This is a genomic window from Paenibacillus sp. FSL R7-0163 (assembly GCF_037969975.1).
Lineage (GTDB): Bacteria > Bacillota > Bacilli > Paenibacillales > Paenibacillaceae > Paenibacillus_AQ > Paenibacillus_AQ odorifer.
Window position 1 is genome coordinate 6516406 of sequence record NZ_CP150224.1, and the last position, 16632, is coordinate 6533037.

A 16632-nucleotide genomic window follows, 5' to 3' on the forward strand; every position below is an offset into this window, starting at 1 on the left:
ACATAGAACAAGGGGCTAGCGTCTAAGCAGAATTTCTCTGCTTGGACGCTAGCCCCTTTGCTATTAAGAAACCTTAAATCGTTCAATCAGAATTTGCAGCTTCTCAGCTAGTGAGGACAGGAAAGCTGCTGCAGACTCAACTTCTTCCATTGCGGCAAGCTGTTCTTCTGAGGAAGCGGATAATGTCTCTGCACTGCTGGCTGTCTGATTAGCGACATTTACGATATTCTGAAGGGTTGTAACGATACGGTCGGAAATTAGCGAAAGCTGTCGAACTGTTCCGGAGATCTGCTGACTTTGTGAGGCCATTCCCGAGACAGACATTTCTATCTCCGAGAAGGACTGGCCTGCCGTGGCAATCATTTCTCTGCCGTGCTCCATCTCTTCTGTAGAGCGTTTCATTGTTTCTCCTGCTTGATCCATCTGGTTCACGATGATGTTTACCAGCTGGCCAATTTGCGCAGCGGAATGGGCTGAACGCTCAGCAAGCTTACGCACGGAATGGGCAACGACCGCAAACCCTCTTCCTTCTTCTCCAGCTCTTGCGGCTTCAATCGCTGCATTTAGGGACAGGAGATTGGTTTCCTCTGCGATGCTGGCAATAGTACCCACGATATTTTCGATTTCTTTGGAATAACCACCCAAGGTTTCAATAATGATTGCTAGGTCGGTAATGCTGTCACTTACGACTCTCATCTGCTGTGTGGTGGAATCCATTGCTTCACGGCCTGTACGGGCTTTATTAGCGTTGCTGACCGCATTATTCATCGCGTTATCTGCATTGCCTGCAATCTCTGTGATGAAGCGAGACAGGTCCTGTACAGACTTATATTCGCCCTCCATATTCTGCAGCTGTGAATTCGCGCTATCCGCAAGCTCAATTGTAACATTGACGCTGTACTCACCGGCCCGGTTGGTTTCCTGTGCACTGGCAGAGAGCTCTTCGGACGAGGAAGCTACCTGCATGGAGGTCTCATTGACCTCGGTAATAAGCAAGCGCAGGCTTTGGGTCATGTCATTAAAATTACGGGCTAATGTACCAATCTCATCCTTACTGTTGAATAAAATAGGATTATGAGTAAGGTCGCCTTGTGCAACAAGATTGACCCCTTTAGACAGCTTCGTTAACGGACTTATCATTCGGCGGATTAACAGATAAGCTGCCACGATAGCTATAACCAGAATGGAAGCTCCGATAATAAAGGGCTGAACTATGATATCTTGGGTTCTTTCTTGAATTATGGAGCCATCGAAATTAATAGCCATCAGCGCAACTATAGGTTTGGATGGATCATGATCCTGATAGATGGGGCCGTAACCTGTCTTAAGTGAGGTACCTTCGTATGTATAAACCTTGGAGTAGGAGGAATGCTTGGACTGAGTGATATGTTGCTTAACTTCATCTGGGAAATAAAAAGTATCGCCTGCTTTATAACCTCTAGCCTGGAAGCTTGAATCTGCGGCAAGTACTTTTCCGTCTAAGGATAAGATGAATGCCTCTTTAAAAATAGCCTTATGTGCCACAATCCAACCGATTCGATCCTCTACAGCCTCCAGTTTACTTTGATCGCCTGCCAACAATGCGGAAATATCTGCGGGGTCAATCAGGCCGGTTGTAATATTAGCGCATCCTACCAATTCGATACCTGCGGCTTCGTCTACTTGCTTATAAGCTGTACGGTATCCGAAGAACCCGATGGATGATCCTACAAGAAGTAAGACGATGAACATCATCCAAGTTAATTTAGTTGCTAATTTCATTCTTCGCACCAACCTTGACAAATTATGTTCTCAGTGATAATAGCTCTCACCTCTACGATTATATCGCATTGATATGCTCATAACCTTACATGGAATATAGTATTTCTGTGTCGGAAATTGGAGATTCGTGGAAGTTTGCGCTTTCCAGCATGCTTTCAATGGTTTAGTAGACAAAACCATTGAATCATTACCAGTTCTAGTGGTACGCTTGAGTTATTAAAAACGGATTGGGGTTGAACAAATATGCCACATCAAATAGATCCGTTAATTGATCGTCTTGGACTATCCATGTGGAGAGTACAGCGTAAGATTATGTCTCAAATGTCTTTGCACAAAGAACTCGGACTTACGGTGCCTCAGATGGGTCTGTTAAATATGATAGCGAAAGAAAAGAAGTCGCGGGTGGTACAGCTGGCAGAAAGTATGGAGGTCAAATCCAGTGCAGTGACGGTGATGCTGGACCGTTTGGAGGTGCTGGGTTATATCAAGCGTGAGCCGGATGGGAAGGATCGGAGAGCGGTTGTAGTAACGATCACCGAGAAGGGTCAGCAGGTGCTGGAAGAAGGACATTTCCGGTCCAAAGAACTGCTGGCTGAGCATTTGTCCATACTGAAGCCCGAAGAACTACGCAACTTTGCAGAGTATTACCGTATGATCGAGGATCAGGAGCGTTAGTCAGCTAAGCTTCGGAATGGATATCTTTATAAAAAACAGCAGAGCAGCGGTTCTCCATTATTGGGGAATCGCTGCTCTGCTGTTTTTGTTCGTTGGTTGCCTACGCCCTGTAATTTATTGTTTAGGTTGTTTGTCGGGCAACTGAGTGATATAGCTGTGGGAAAGCTGTAAAAGCCTCAAGGCACGGTTATATTCGTCCTCAGTGGCACTTGGTGTTGTTCCATCGTTATAAATAGAGTACTGAGTGTTGTCTTCAAAGCTGTTACCAGGAATAAGCAATCCTGAGCTGGCAATGAATGAACCAGAAGGTAAATAATATCGTTCTGGCAGCAAATTATAAGTCTGACTGAGTAGATCTTGACCAAAATATACGTTATTCTCTAATGAAATCCCAAGCAGACTTGCAGCGGTTGGCATGATATCCACTTCTCCGCCTACTTCATCAATGGTCTGCGGCGCTACGCCATCACCTGCATGAATAAGCAGAGGGATGTTCATCATATCCGCATAACTGTATTCATGACCATAGATTTCAGTCATCAATTCTTTATCATCATGATCGAGGGAATAAATCGGCAATCCCATATGATCTCCATAAATCATGATTACACTATTGTCCCAGACACCTTTCGCTTTAAGCTCTTCTACAAAATGTCCAAAAGCATCATCCGCATAGTTCTGGGAACGGATATAGTCACCAACAAAAGTACCTTCATAACGCTCTGGCAGCTCCATACGGTATTTTTCTTCCGGAATAGTAAAAGGGTGATGCGCTGACATTGAAATGACTTGAGCGTAAAAAGGCTGCTCCTGTTGGTCCATTTCTTTTAGTTTGTCGGCTGTCTTACTGTAGAGCGTATCATCAGAAGCGCCAAAGAAAAAGACATCATCTTCACCAAAAAATTTGCGATCATAATAATGATCGAAGCCCAGGGAGTCATACAGCTCGCCGCGGTTCCAGAATTCTACGACATTGGTGTGGAAGGTTGCAGTCTGATAACCATTTTCTTTAAGCACACGTGGCAGACTCGGCAGTACCTTATCTACATAGGACATCGTTGCCGCTCCACGTGGAGGGATGTAGAAGGAAGTATTAACTACGAACTCTGCATCCGACGTATTCCCTTGACCAACCATTTGATAAAAATTAGGGAAGTAAAGACTGTCCTTCATCACCTTGTTCAGGTTCGGTGTGATTTCTTGACCGTCTAATTTAAGTCCTAGCAAAAAATTCTGGAAAGATTCCATTTGAATAATAATAAGGTTCTTATCTTTCGCGATGCCTTGAAGTGGAGAACTAGCCGTAGTATTAATCCCCTTCAATTTGTTAATGGCATCTTGTGTAATGTCACTTGAATTGACTAGCTCAGGCTCTTCTTTAGCGAAGATCGTATAGGCTTCATAATTAAGAATTCCCATTTCCTGGGCTTTCTTAATTTCGTTCATGCTGGCCTTATTAGGCAAGATGTTGAACAGGCATAAAGCAAGTGAGACTGCAAACAGAACGCTGTACTTAAGTTTTCCGCCACGGCGGCGGTTGATATTCTCTTTCTTATAGACCCGGCCTTTTTTATTAAAGAAGAAATAAACTCCGAGAATAATGATGTCTGTAAAAATCAGCAGGTAGTATGGATCCATAAGTGAGAATACGCTGTTGCTGACGGCGGTGACTTGATTCACCTGCTCCGCTGCATGGTAAGTCACAATAACACCATAATATTTAAAATACATAATGGCTGCGAAGAAAATGGCTGTCACTAATAAATTTACGGTCATGTAATATCCGAGCTTGCGCTTGGAACCAAAACGTTCAATGATACAGAAGAGCGCCCAAGCAAAGGGGATTTCAGTTAATAATGATTTCCAGGGCAATATATCGTCAAAGATTACGCCCCATGCCAAGAAAGCTTTTAGAATAAAAATTATTGTGAAAAACACAAAAGGTTTAACGATCCACTGTTTAAAGTTAAAGGATGACACAGCTTCGCCTTCTTTCTACATGATAAAACGCTATTTCCCGGCTAGGAAGAAACAGCGCCCCAGACAAAATAATTCCATAGTAATAAAATTTATTATGCAGGGCTAGCTATAGAATGTCAAAAATCGAGATCCTAAGTATAAGCTTAGCGGAGCGCGTAAAGTTAAACACATAGGGTTGAAGCTGACGCTCCTGCTCTCATGCAGGGTTATACAACGAATTCAGGACTAAAATGGCGATTGGGAGCAAAAAGAATATATGGAAAATTAAAGGATGTGATGCCGGATGGGCTCTACAGTAGCTTTATCAGTTAGAACTCTCGTTGAATATGTTTTTCGCAGCGGAAGCATTGAGCCTGGCTTTCATGGAACGGGCGCTATGGTCGAAGGCACAAGAATTCATCAGAAAATCCAAAAGCAATATAAGGAAGGTGACCGCAAAGAGGTTTATTTGAAAACGGAAATTTCTTATGGAAACCTGCTTTATGTTGTAGATGGGCGATGTGATGGATTGCTTGTCTCGGAGGATGGGAGCTTTACGGTCGAAGAAATCAAGTCAACCTCCGGACTGCTGGATTTACTGGATGAGGGACATGAGGTTCACTGGGCACAGGCGCTGATGTACGCATATATGATAGCTCTGGAGCAAGAGCTTTCTTCTATTCAGGTTAAGCTTACCTATGTCCACCGGGCCACTGATGAGCAAAAAAGCTTGTACCGAACGTTGTCTTTTGAAGAGCTGATTTCATTTGTGAATGACACAGTAGCTAGATATGCTCCGTACGCCGAGATGATGGTTCATCATGAGGCTAAGAAGGAGCAGAGTCTTCGGGAGTTGAGCTTTCCGTTCTCCTCTTATCGAAAGGGACAACGTCATTTTGCAGGAGCCGTATATAAGTCCGTCGTGGAAAAGGTCAGTCTGTTCGCTCAAGCACCCACAGGTATTGGGAAAACAATGTCGACGTTGTTTCCTGTCCTTAAAGCGATGGGCGAAGGACAAGCTAAGGGATTGTTCTATTTAACGGCAAAGACGGTTACCCGTTTTGCCGCGCAGGAAGCCATCTCGCTGTTGCTAACGCAGGGACTTCAGCTGCATGTCATCACTATTACCGCTAAAGAGAAGGCCTGTTTTCGCGAAGAGGGGGTTTGCGGTAAGGATTCCTGTCCTTATACGGATGGTTATTATGACCGGATCAACGAGGCGTTGATGGATCTGTTAGAGCACGAGACGCTCATGAGCAGAGACACCATTGCACTGTATGCTCACAAACACAAAGTGTGCCCATTTGAGTTCTCATTGGATGCGGCCTATGCCTGTGATGCTGTGATCTGCGATTACAATTATATATATGATCCTCGCATCAGTCTGAAACGGCTAACAGAGGAAAGAAAGAGAGAAACGGTACTTCTAGTAGATGAAGCACACAATCTGGTAGACCGGGGACGGGAAATGTTCTCCGCCTCTTTGCTGAAAGCCCCTTTCCTGGAGATCCAGCGCCAATATAAAGAAATGAACCGGAGTTTGAGTAAAACCGCTAAATCGGTGAATGCTTTTTTCATCTCCCTTCGCAAAATTTGCAATGAAGAGGGGCAAGGGCAGTGGGACTCGTTCCCGGAGGAGCTGCCAGCTTTGCTTGAGATATTTTCTTTGGAGGCGGAACAGGAACTTATTCACCCCAGCTCCAGCATTGTCTCTCTGAATGGAGAAGATGAAGGGGAAAATGTCCTCTTGGATACATATTTTGCAGTTCAGGGAATGCTCCGCACCTTTAAGACCTATGATGAACGCTACATTACCTATGCTGAGGTTCGTAGAGGGGATGTCTATCTCAAGTTATTCAATTTGGATCCCTCGCATCTGCTTCGGCAGATGTCCAAGAGCTTTCGCAGTCAGATCCTGTTCTCAGCTACACTTTCTCCATTATCTTACTACCGGGATATGATTGGTGCGGTGGAGGAAGATTACAGTTTAACTGTTTCTTCTCCTTTTCAGAAGGAGCAGTGGGAAGTAACCGTCTTACCTGTCTCCACACGTTATCATGACCGGGAAGCTTCCCTAGTTCCGTTGACTAAAGCACTAAGCCAAATGGTCTCCAAGAAGGGCAATTATCTGGTGTTTTTTCCTTCGTACCTCTATTTACAAAACGTATATCAGGCCTTTACGGAGAATTACCCTGAAATCCGGACATTGATGCAGGATACGGGCATGAGTGAGCAAGCTAGAGAAAGTTTTTTAGCTGCATTTAGTCCAGACAATGACGAGACGTTATTGGGATTTGCTGTACTTGGAGGAATTTTTTCAGAAGGTGTGGATCTGCCAGGGGATCGCCTCAATGGGGTTATGGTTGTTGGCGTTGGCCTGCCACAGCTTGGTCTTGAACGCAATCTGCTGCGTCAATATTTTAATGCCAGAGGAAAAAATGGCTTTGATTATGCCTATGTCTATCCGGGAATGTGCAAGGTACTGCAAGCCGGAGGCCGGTTGATTCGCAGCGAGACGGATACGGGCATTATCGTGTTGGCTGATGACCGTTTTTTGCAGAGTCCATATATGCATTTGCTCCCCGAAGAATGGAGAGATTATCTTATCCGCTCGTAAGAGGTTATAATCTACGAAAGGGTATTCATAATCAATCGGCAGGGGGAAATAATATGACATTAAAAGTGGGTATTGTGGGTACGGGTTGGTTCTCTAAGGTACATGCTGATTTGCTGGCAGGGATGGATGATGTCCAGTTGCAGGCAGTCTGTGGAAGCAGTAAAGCCAAAGGCGAAGATATGGCACGTCCATACGGAGCTGCTGGATATGGTGATATTACAGAGATGTTGGATGCAGAGACGCTTGATGCTGTTTATATCTGTGTGCCTCCACAATCTCATGGTGCGATTGAACGTTCATTAATCAAGAGGGATATTCCTTTTTTTATAGAGAAGCCGCTTAGTATGACTACTGAAATTCCTGCGAGCTTGCTGCAAGATATTAAAGAACATAATTTATTGACCTCGGTAGGTTACCATTTCCGTTATCAAGAGAATGTCAGACGGCTCAAGGAAACACTACGTGGTGATAAGATCGGTATGGTTATGGGCCAGTGGATGGGCGGCATGCCGGGCGTAGCTTGGTGGCGTGATCAGGAGCAATCCGGAGGACAGTTCACCGAGCAGACTACTCATATCGTCGATTTAGTGCGTTATCTGGCAGGAGAGGTAAAAGAAGTATACGGCATGTTCGGAAACCGAATTATGCATGAGCAGCATGAAGGTGTGAGCGTAGCCGATGTAGGTACCGTATCTCTGAAGCTTGAGAATGGAATCATAGCTAATATTTCAAATACATGTGTACTGCCTGATCCGGTGGGAAGTGTAGGACTTAGTTTCTATAATGATCGGGGATTGCTGGATTGGAACCCGGATCGTCTCTTGGAAGTGCGAAGTGGCAATAGCACCGAATTTGAAAACACAGGAAATCCATATTTAGTGGAAAGTGAAGCTTTTCTGCATGCTGTACGGACAGGTGATCGTTCACGTATTCTCAGTGACTATGAGGATGGATTCAAGACGCTTAAAGTAACCTGCGCGGCTTACGATTCAGCACAAAGTGGACTTCCGGTTAAATTCTAGGTTTAGATCTCTTAAAAAAAGAACATGTCGCCTTAGATGTGCTAAAGAGACATGTCCTTGGCTCAAGCTGGGTTAGCCTAGTGGAGGAATACCGCGAGTAAAGCTGGCGCCACACCTATGGATAACAGCGCGGACAGAATCATCGCAATACTGGAGATGGTTCCGGTCAGTGAACTAAGCTCGAAGGCCTTGGATGTTCCTGTACCATGCGCAGCGGTTCCCAGCGATACACCACGCGCGATTTCATTGTCAATGCGGAAGATGCGGAGCACTGTAGGGCCCATCATTGTACCGAGTATCCCGGTAATGATGACGAAGACTGCAGTAATACTCGGTACACCGCCGATACTTTGCGAGATGCTCATAGCGATCGGCGTAGTCACCGAACGTGGAACCAGACTGGCTGCCAGATCGCCGCTGACATGCAGCCATTTGGCGAGCAGAATAGAAGAGATCACCGCTGTTATCGTCCCTGACAGCACGCCTGCCGCAATTTCGGCGGCGTGCTTTTTGAGCACCTTGAAGTTTTTATGCAAAGGGATTGCAAAGGCCATAGTTGCCGGTTGCAGCAAATCCGTCAGCCATTTGCCTCCCGCATTGTAAGAATCATAAGTAATGCCTGTGATGAGTAAGAAGATAATCATAAGCACTGGTGTAATGATCAATGGAGAGGTGTACACTTTGCCACTAGAAGCATAAATGCGTTTCGCCAGTAGATACACAGCAACCGTAAGACCGAAGAATAACAGAGCGTTTAACATGATCCTTTCCGCTCCTTTGCTTTGTAAATTCTACTGGTAAGTAATCCGGAACTGGCCATTACAACAATCGTACCCAAAATGACCACCGCGAGGATTCGTAAACCATCAGTTTCCAGAATATTCGCGTATTTCATTACGCCAATAGCAGATGGAATAAAGAACAGCAAGAGCTCAGCCAGTAGCCAAGAAGCACCAACTTCAACCCAATTCAGATGAATGACACCAAACTCAAGCAAAAGAAACAATATAATCATTCCGAGTATGCTTCCGGGAATAGGGATATGCAATAATGGGGTTACAGCATTGATTAGTAATGAGAATAGGGTAAGTCCCGCTACCTGCAGCAAGCCTATAACAATCTTTTTCATAAGGCTTCGCTCCTTTCATGATAATGAAAGTTTACATCAATTGTTTTCATAGGTAAAATGAATAGATTGAATAAATGACATTCCTTTTGTCTATGTATCGGAGGTTGGAAGATGGATATCCGACAATTAGAATATTTCGTCCAAGCAGCACGAATGAAAAGCTTTACTCGGGCTGCCGAATCCTTATATATTTCTCAGCCAACGATCAGTAAAATGATCCGGAATATGGAGATCGAGCTGGAGGCGGATTTGTTTTACCGTGAAGGGAAAAGTGTCCGGCTTACAGATGCGGGGGAAATTCTGTTCACCAAAGCGCAAAATATCGTGGAGTCGTTCGCCAGCTTGTCTTCTGAGCTGGATAGCTTACGAAATTTGGAGCAGGGCCACATCCGCATCGGTCTGCCTCCAATGGTAGGGGCGAGCTTTTTTCCTTCGGTGATTGGTCAATTTCATAAACGTTATCCGCAGGTTACTATTCGTCTGCATGAGGATGGCGCGAAAAAAGTGGAAGAAGATGTAGAAACGGGCTTGCTGGACATCGGAATGGTTGTGCTGCCTGTAAATACAGCCAAACTTCATTGTTTCACTTTTGTTGAAGAGAAGCTGAATCTTATTTTACCTGTAGGACATCGGCTGGCCGGTGCAGACTTTGTTCCGTTAAGTGAACTGGCCGAAGAGGAGTTTGTGCTGTTCCGGGAGGATTTTACGCTGCATGATCGGATTATTACGGAATGTGTGAAGGCGGGATTTCAGCCTAAGGTAATCTATGAGAGCTCCCAATGGGACTTAATTAGCCGCATGGTGGCTGCCGGTATGGGAATCGCATTGCTGCCAGAGACCATATGCCGGGATATGGATCGATCACGGTTAGTTGTTGTGCCTTTGACGGATCCGGTAATTCCGTGGCAGCTTGCTATGGCGTGGCGTAGAGACCGTTATTTATCTTTTGCGGCACGCGAATGGATTTCTTTTGCAAAGGGACTTTTGCGAGAACAGTATCCCAATGAGCTCCCTGACCAGCATGCGGAGGACTCTGAATAAATAGTAATTCCGTTTTTGTTAGAAGCTCTACAATTTTTCTTTTTTTTGAAAATATGTTTTTTGGTATCATGACTTATGATAGGAGAAGATGTTGATAGAGAGAAGGAGAGAGATGTGACACAAAATCCAAATTCCTCCAAGAATAATCATAGAAAAGATTATAAAGAAGATGAGCTACTTGTAACTATAGAGAGTCTTAGATGTGAATTGCTGGAGGTTGCAGAGCAACGGAGTCTTAGTGACCGTGCTGTTTTAGAGCTCAGTGAGCGATTAGACAGCTATATTTTGCTGGCACAAAATAAGATGATGGAAAATTTGCGCAACCGGAAAGCCGGCATTACATCCTATAGTAGAAGTTCCAAAACCGCCATCACTGTTAGCTAAACTACCAACAACATAGAATTATAATACTATGAAGATGTTACTGATCTAGAGGAGCGTATTAGGCTCCTCTATTTGTCGTACAATCTATTTGTTGTACAATCCATAACTTTCACCTATAATGTCAATTAATAGAATCTTTTCAAGTCAAACTTTGGGGGTGCCGAGTGGAGGGAAAGTTAACAACTATACGCTCAGAAATTGAGAAAAATTTGTCCCGCTCCGGCCATAATCTCGCCTCATTTTCAAAAATTTGTGGCCTGAATCGAGGCAGCCTCAGTGCAATTCTGCATGGAAATCCGCCGAAGCCTATGTCCTTGGGACAAGTAGATGCAATTATAAAAGCCTTTGGTTTTCCAGAAGGTTGGTTATATCCTCTATATGTTGATGAATGCTTCAATGATGAGAAGGTCTCACGCCGTAGAGTGGAGCCTTTTTTGATTCGTTGTGCTGAATTGGGCAAACAGCCTTGTATTGAGGACACTTTAAGCAGGTTATTAGAGTCTACCAAGCCGCTGGATATCATTTATTCTGTTGCTGATAAATTATTCAATAAAGGCAAAGTTCAGGAATCCATGTTTTTTTACAAGATTGTAGTAGAGAACGAGTCGGATAGTTATAGTGAACGTCTCGCGATCAGTCATTATCGTAATTTTAAATTTTTGCAAACACTTGATATGGAGGAGAAGCTACGCGCAGTCATTAGCTTTAGTCCTTTTAGGGGACGCCTTCCGGAAAATTTGCAATTAGATGGTTTATTGATGCTGACACAGCTATGTTTCGCTCTTCGCAGATGGGAAGAAATGGAGATCTATGCTGATGAGTTGAGAGCTTTAGCCAATGCAGTTTACCGCCAAGAACTGCGGAGGAGCGGAGACAAACGAAGAGAAGAACTCTGTACGGAACGTCCGCTCGTTGTTTATTATGGGCACGGATATTTACTTAAAGCAATTTCGTTGACGAAGCAAGGTCAATATGAAGCTGCGAAGAAATATACCGCTGGTTATGCAGACTTAGGCTGGTTTGAGATGTTGGATGAAGTAGGCCAGCAAGCTGTAGAACAATTCCGATTATTTGCAGTTGGGAACAGTTTCACACTGGAAATGCTGGAGGGGAACGTAAAGGTTGTACCGGACTATGTAGCTTTTTTGGCTGAGCACCCCGGAGAAATATTGCCAGGACTCATTATTATTATGGAATCGGCTAATCATTACAGATTTTCTGTAGATGATGTGCTTAAACGTTTTGCACGGGAAATGTTACGATTTGAACAGTTTGAAGATCCCATTAATATTGACCGATTATATCGGTTGTACTATCAAATAGCCATGTATCTAATAAACAATGGACAATATATTACGGGTGTGGACTATATCATACAGTCTTTAGAGTTATCTATTAAGACTAATAATGGAATAGACTTCATTAAGTGCGTGACCTTATTTGAGACCAATAGGGACTATGCAACTCTAAATCAACAGGAGAAATACAGAAAGCTGATAAGGGAGGTGAGAAAAGATGAAAAAATCACTATTGATGATGGCAGGCATTTTAGCATTGTTTAGCTTCATCATTATCGGCCCAGTTGGTTCCGGAAGTAATGGACCAATCACAACTTATGAGCACGGAGCAGGATTCTAAAGGTTATCCTTGGCAATATTTTATATACAGATACATAAACCGATAACTACTCCCTTGCACTCGTGCTGGGGAGTTTTCTTTTTCGTAATAATTGATAGCGTATTCATAATTTGACAAAGCAATCCGGCGAAAATATAATTAGGTAGCCTAAATAATATAGTGTTTAATAATTAGTTGACCTAACTAAAATAGAGGTGAAGGAAATTGGGATAAACGGAGGAAATACAGAAAATACTGAAAATTCAGTCGCACACGGGCTTTTTGCGGCGATGAAACGCCTGCATAAAGCTCAATGGCAAAAGGGCGTTGAGGGCCACAAGCCAAGTGAGATGACTTTAATGATATGCATTGAAAAATGGAATCATTCTGATGAAGAGGGTCTTAAGGTGTCTGAAATCAGCCGACTACTTGGATTCACTCCTCCTACCATCACGCAGCTGATTAACAGTCTTGAAGCGAAACAGATGGTGGAAAGACACGCGGATCCTTCGGACCGAAGAGTTGTACGCGTAAAATTGACGGAACGTGGAAAAGAACTCACACGAAAAGCGGAACATTATCGTGATGTGATGCTTGATAAGCTTGTACAACACTTAGGCGAAAAAGACACTAAACAGCTCACTGAGCTATTGCTTAAGGTACATGAATACGTTGAGGATAATCCACCACCTGATTGGGATAGGCTACAAATGAACGGAGATGAGAAGCTTGATTAAATTATTTAAACAACTGAAGCCTTTTAGGGTAGCTATTGGTGCTGTATTAATCCTTGTATTTTTGCAGTCCATGGGTGATTTATACCTTCCTACTCTGATGTCTGACATCGTCGACAAAGGGATCGTTCAAGGAGATCGCGCTTATATTTGGAAAATAGGTAGTTTCATGCTCATGGTTGCAGGTGGCGGTGCTTTATGTTCGGTAATTGCCAGTTACTTATCGGCAAAAGTGGCGGCTGGGTTTGGTAAAATCACGCGTGCTCGAGTCTTTAATCATGTAGAGAATTTCACTCTGCATGAATTCGATAAGTTAGGTACAGCATCTTTGATTACACGTACAACAAATGATATTACACAAGTTCAAACCGTACTTACTATGATGTTGCGCATGATGATCGGGGCACCGATGATGATGATTGGTGGTATCATCATGGCAGTATCTGAAGATGCTAAATTATCATTGATTTTTGTAGTCGTTATTCCTGTACTTGTTGGGGCGATCTTCTTTATTGGGATGAAGGGTCTGCCACTGTTTAAAGCCATTCAGATTAAGCTTGATAAATTAAACCTGGTGCTGCGTGAGCATCTGACAGGTATTCGTGTTATTCGTTCTTTTAACCGGATTGATCATGAGAATAGACGTTTCACCGAAGCTAACCGTGATCTTACGGATACAGCTATCAAGGTCAACAAAATCATGGCCGGCCTGATGCCGCTGATGATGATTGTAATGAACTTTTCTATGATTGCTATTCTTTATTTTGGTGGAATTCGAATTGGTGACGGCGATCTGCAAGTTGGGTCCCTGATGGCATTTATCCAATATGCGATGCAAATTATGTTCTCTCTGATTATGGTATCGATGATGTTCGTGTTAATTCCGCGTGCTTCAGCTTCAGCCGTGCGTATCAATGAGGTACTGGATATGCAGCCTGAATTTACAGATCCTACTGAGAGTGAACTGCATACAACAGCTCAAGCTACTAAAAAAGACGGACGCGATTCTTTACGTGGTTTTGTTGAGTTTGAGAATGTATCTTTTTCCTATCCAGGGGCAGAACAGCCTGCACTTTCGAAAATTAGCTTTAGTGCTCGTCCGGGTGAAGTTACCGCAATTATCGGGGGTACCGGATCGGGTAAATCTACGCTGCTTAGCCTGATTCCAAGGTTCTATGATGTTAATGAAGGTGCTGTACGCGTAGACGGAGTGGATGTGCGTGAGATGACACAGGAAGAGCTGCGGAGCAAAATCGGTTACATCCCTCAAAAAGCAGTATTGTTCTCGGGTACGATTAATGAGAACATCCGCTACGGTAAAGAGGATGCTACGGATGAAGAAATCATTCATGCATCCAAGGTGGCTCAAGCCTACGATTTCGTATCCGCGATGAAGGATGGGTTTGACTCGGAAATTGCCCAAGGCGGGAATAACGTCTCTGGTGGTCAGAAACAGCGGTTGTCCATTGCTCGGGCGCTTGTGAGAAAACCTGAGGTGTATCTGTTCGACGATAGCTTCTCAGCTCTTGATTTCAAGACAGATGCCAAACTTCGCGCGGCTCTCAAAGCTGAAACTACGGAATCCACCGTATTGATCGTAGCTCAGCGGGTTAGCACCGTTATGGATGCGGACCGGATTATTGTAATTGATGAGGGTGAAATTGCTGGAATGGGCACTCACCGTGAACTGCTCGAGAGCAGTGATGTGTACCGCGAGATCGTATCCTCGCAGCTGTCAGAGGAGGAAATAGCATGAGCGAACAAAACAGAGAACATAAGCCTGCAGCTCCCCGCGGCCATAAAGGTCCGGGTGGACCGGGTGGCGGTCCTGGAATGAGGATGCCGGCAGAAAAGGCTAAAGATTTTAAAGGTACACTTCGTCGCTTGATCAAATATTTACGCCCACGTATGGTTCAATTGATTATTGTACTAATTATGGCGATTGCCAGTACGGTGTTCAGTATCTTCAGTCCGAAGGTTATGGGTAAAGCTACAACCAAACTGTTCGAAGGTGCTTACGGCAAATTGATGGGTGTAGAGGGTGCCTCCATTGATTTTGGATATATTAATGATATTCTGATCCTGCTCGCGGGATTGTATCTGCTTAGTGCTTTGTTTAGTTACATTCAGCAATATGTAATGGCTGGAGTAGCGCAGAAGGTAGTTTATGACATGCGTGAGCAGATCAACAGCAAGCTGGAGCGTTTACCTTTAAAGTATTTTGACTCCCGTACACACGGGGAAATTCTCAGCCGTGCTACGAATGACGTGGATAACATCAGTACCACGTTGCAGCAAAGTTTAACGCAGCTGATTACCTCAATCGTCACTATTATTGGTGTTATTGTGATGATGCTTACCATCAGCCCATGGCTGACTTTAATCACGATTACTACGTTGCCACTCAGCTTTATTGTGATTATGGCGATCTCCAAACGTTCGCAGACTTATTTTGTGAGACAGCAGAAATCGCTTGGTCAGTTGAATGGTCATGTAGAGGAAATGTATACAGGGCACCGGATTATTAAAGCTTTCGGCCGCGAACCGCAGTCGCTTAAAGATTTTGATGAAATAAACGATAAGCTATATGATTCTGGCTGGCGCTCCCAATTTATGTCGGGTATGATTATGCCGCTTATGATGTTTATCGGTAACTTGGGTTATGTGCTTATCTGTGTTGTGGGTGGTATTTTTGTTACTAAAAAAATGATTGATGTCGGGGATATCCAAGCCTTCATTCAATATTCACGTCAGTTCACCCAGCCGATTGCACAAACGGCTAATATTGCTAACATTATTCAATCCACCATTGCTTCCGCAGAACGTGTATTTGAACTTCTGGATGAAGAAGAGGAAGTCAAAGAAGTTAATACTACACTTGTGAAGCTTGATGAAGGTGCTCCGGAAGGCTCCGTTGAGTTCCGTCATGTGAAATTCGGATATAAAGAGGATGCTATTCTGATTGAGGACATGAATATTGAGGTTAGTCCAGGTCAGACTATAGCTATTGTCGGTCCTACTGGTGCTGGTAAAACCACTTTGATTAACCTGTTGATGCGCTTCTACGAGCTTAACGACGGGGAAATTATCATTGATGGCGTCAACATTACCGATATGAAACGGAGTGACCTACGCAGTAAATTTGGTATGGTGCTTCAGGATACCTGGCTCTTCAACGGTACGATTCGTGATAACATTGCTTACGGTCATGAAGGTGCATCAGAAGCTGATGTGGTGCGGGCGGCCAAGGCTGCGCATGCTGATCACTTTATCCGCACACTTCCGCTTGGCTACAATACGGTGTTAAATGAAGAAGCTTCTAATATTTCACAAGGACAGAAGCAGTTGATTACTATTGCTCGCGCTATTCTTGCTGATCCATCGATCCTCATTCTTGATGAAGCAACGAGCAGTGTCGACACACGGACTGAATTGCTGATTCAAAAAGCGATGAATGCGCTGATGCAAAACAGAACAAGCTTCGTTATTGCCCACCGTCTCTCGACGATTCGTGATGCGGATCTCATTCTTGTCATGAACCAAGGTAGTGTAATCGAGAAAGGCAACCACGAAGAACTGCTGGCACAAGGCGGATTCTATGCGGATCTCTATAACAGTCAGTTCTCTGAAGGGGATTTGGACGTAGGCTAAATTGAAGTGAAGAAAAAAGTATAGTTAATCATAAACCCCTCT

General features: G+C 44.0%; 13 protein-coding genes. 9 read left to right on the forward strand and 4 right to left on the reverse strand.

Features of this window, described 5'->3' with window-relative positions; all coding sequences use genetic code 11:
* Positions 1-63: 63 nt before the first annotated feature.
* A complete protein-coding gene (locus NST45_RS28635) occupies positions 64-1761 on the reverse strand; it encodes a methyl-accepting chemotaxis protein (RefSeq protein WP_076145420.1) in 1698 nt (565 codons plus the stop codon).
* Between the two features lie 243 nt (positions 1762-2004).
* Between NST45_RS28635 and NST45_RS28640 the strand changes: the two genes are divergently transcribed.
* On the forward strand, positions 2005-2436 hold the full coding sequence (locus NST45_RS28640) for a MarR family transcriptional regulator (RefSeq protein WP_051491215.1): 432 nt from the start codon (positions 2005-2007) through the stop codon (positions 2434-2436).
* Between the two features lie 114 nt (positions 2437-2550).
* Here the strand turns inward: NST45_RS28640 and NST45_RS28645 are convergent, their stop codons facing one another.
* On the reverse strand, positions 2551-4416 hold the full coding sequence (locus NST45_RS28645; protein WP_038573700.1) for an LTA synthase family protein: 1866 nt from the start codon (positions 4414-4416) through the stop codon (positions 2551-2553).
* A 283-nt stretch (positions 4417-4699) separates the two neighbouring features.
* On the opposite strand from NST45_RS28645, the gene NST45_RS28650 reads away from it, so the two are divergent.
* Positions 4700-7012, forward strand: a complete 2313-nt coding sequence (locus NST45_RS28650; protein WP_076274841.1) for a helicase C-terminal domain-containing protein — start codon at positions 4700-4702, stop codon at positions 7010-7012.
* Between the two features lie 53 nt (positions 7013-7065).
* Entirely contained in the window at positions 7066-8034 is a 969-nt protein-coding gene (locus NST45_RS28655) for a Gfo/Idh/MocA family oxidoreductase (protein WP_038573694.1), read from the forward strand.
* 77 nt (positions 8035-8111) lie between these two features.
* Here the strand turns inward: NST45_RS28655 and NST45_RS28660 are convergent, their stop codons facing one another.
* The gene (locus NST45_RS28660) at positions 8112-8795 is read right to left on the reverse strand and encodes a CidB/LrgB family autolysis modulator (protein ID WP_036682019.1); all 684 of its coding nucleotides are present in this window, start codon (positions 8793-8795) and stop codon (positions 8112-8114) included.
* Positions 8789-9163 (reverse strand): CidA/LrgA family holin-like protein, encoded by a 375-nt coding sequence (locus NST45_RS28665; protein WP_036682017.1) that lies wholly within the window; start codon positions 9161-9163, stop codon positions 8789-8791. Before NST45_RS28665 ends, NST45_RS28660 begins: the two co-directional genes overlap by 7 nt.
* Positions 9164-9274: 111 nt before the next feature.
* Here NST45_RS28665 and NST45_RS28670 point away from each other — a divergent pair, with 111 nt between their 5' ends.
* From NST45_RS28670 to NST45_RS28695, 6 genes are all read left to right on the forward strand, one after another.
* Positions 9275-10204, forward strand: a complete 930-nt coding sequence (locus tag NST45_RS28670; protein WP_036682015.1) for a LysR family transcriptional regulator — start codon at positions 9275-9277, stop codon at positions 10202-10204.
* Between the two features lie 114 nt (positions 10205-10318).
* Positions 10319-10588: an aspartyl-phosphate phosphatase Spo0E family protein gene (locus tag NST45_RS28675; RefSeq protein ID WP_076099698.1), complete on the forward strand. Its 270-nt coding sequence runs from the start codon at positions 10319-10321 to the stop codon at positions 10586-10588.
* 164 nt (positions 10589-10752) lie between these two features.
* On the forward strand, positions 10753-12150 hold the full coding sequence (locus NST45_RS28680; protein ID WP_036681998.1) for a hypothetical protein: 1398 nt from the start codon (positions 10753-10755) through the stop codon (positions 12148-12150).
* A gap of 405 nt (positions 12151-12555) precedes the next feature.
* Positions 12556-12942, forward strand: coding sequence for a MarR family transcriptional regulator (locus tag NST45_RS28685; RefSeq protein WP_339826263.1), 387 nt, complete (start codon positions 12556-12558; stop codon positions 12940-12942).
* The gene (locus NST45_RS28690; protein ID WP_036681991.1) at positions 12935-14695 is read left to right on the forward strand and encodes an ABC transporter ATP-binding protein; all 1761 of its coding nucleotides are present in this window, start codon (positions 12935-12937) and stop codon (positions 14693-14695) included. Before NST45_RS28685 ends, NST45_RS28690 begins: the two co-directional genes overlap by 8 nt.
* On the forward strand, positions 14692-16590 hold the full coding sequence (locus NST45_RS28695; RefSeq protein WP_036681989.1) for an ABC transporter ATP-binding protein: 1899 nt from the start codon (positions 14692-14694) through the stop codon (positions 16588-16590). Before NST45_RS28690 ends, NST45_RS28695 begins: the two co-directional genes overlap by 4 nt.
* The last annotated feature ends 42 nt before the right edge of the window (positions 16591-16632 follow it).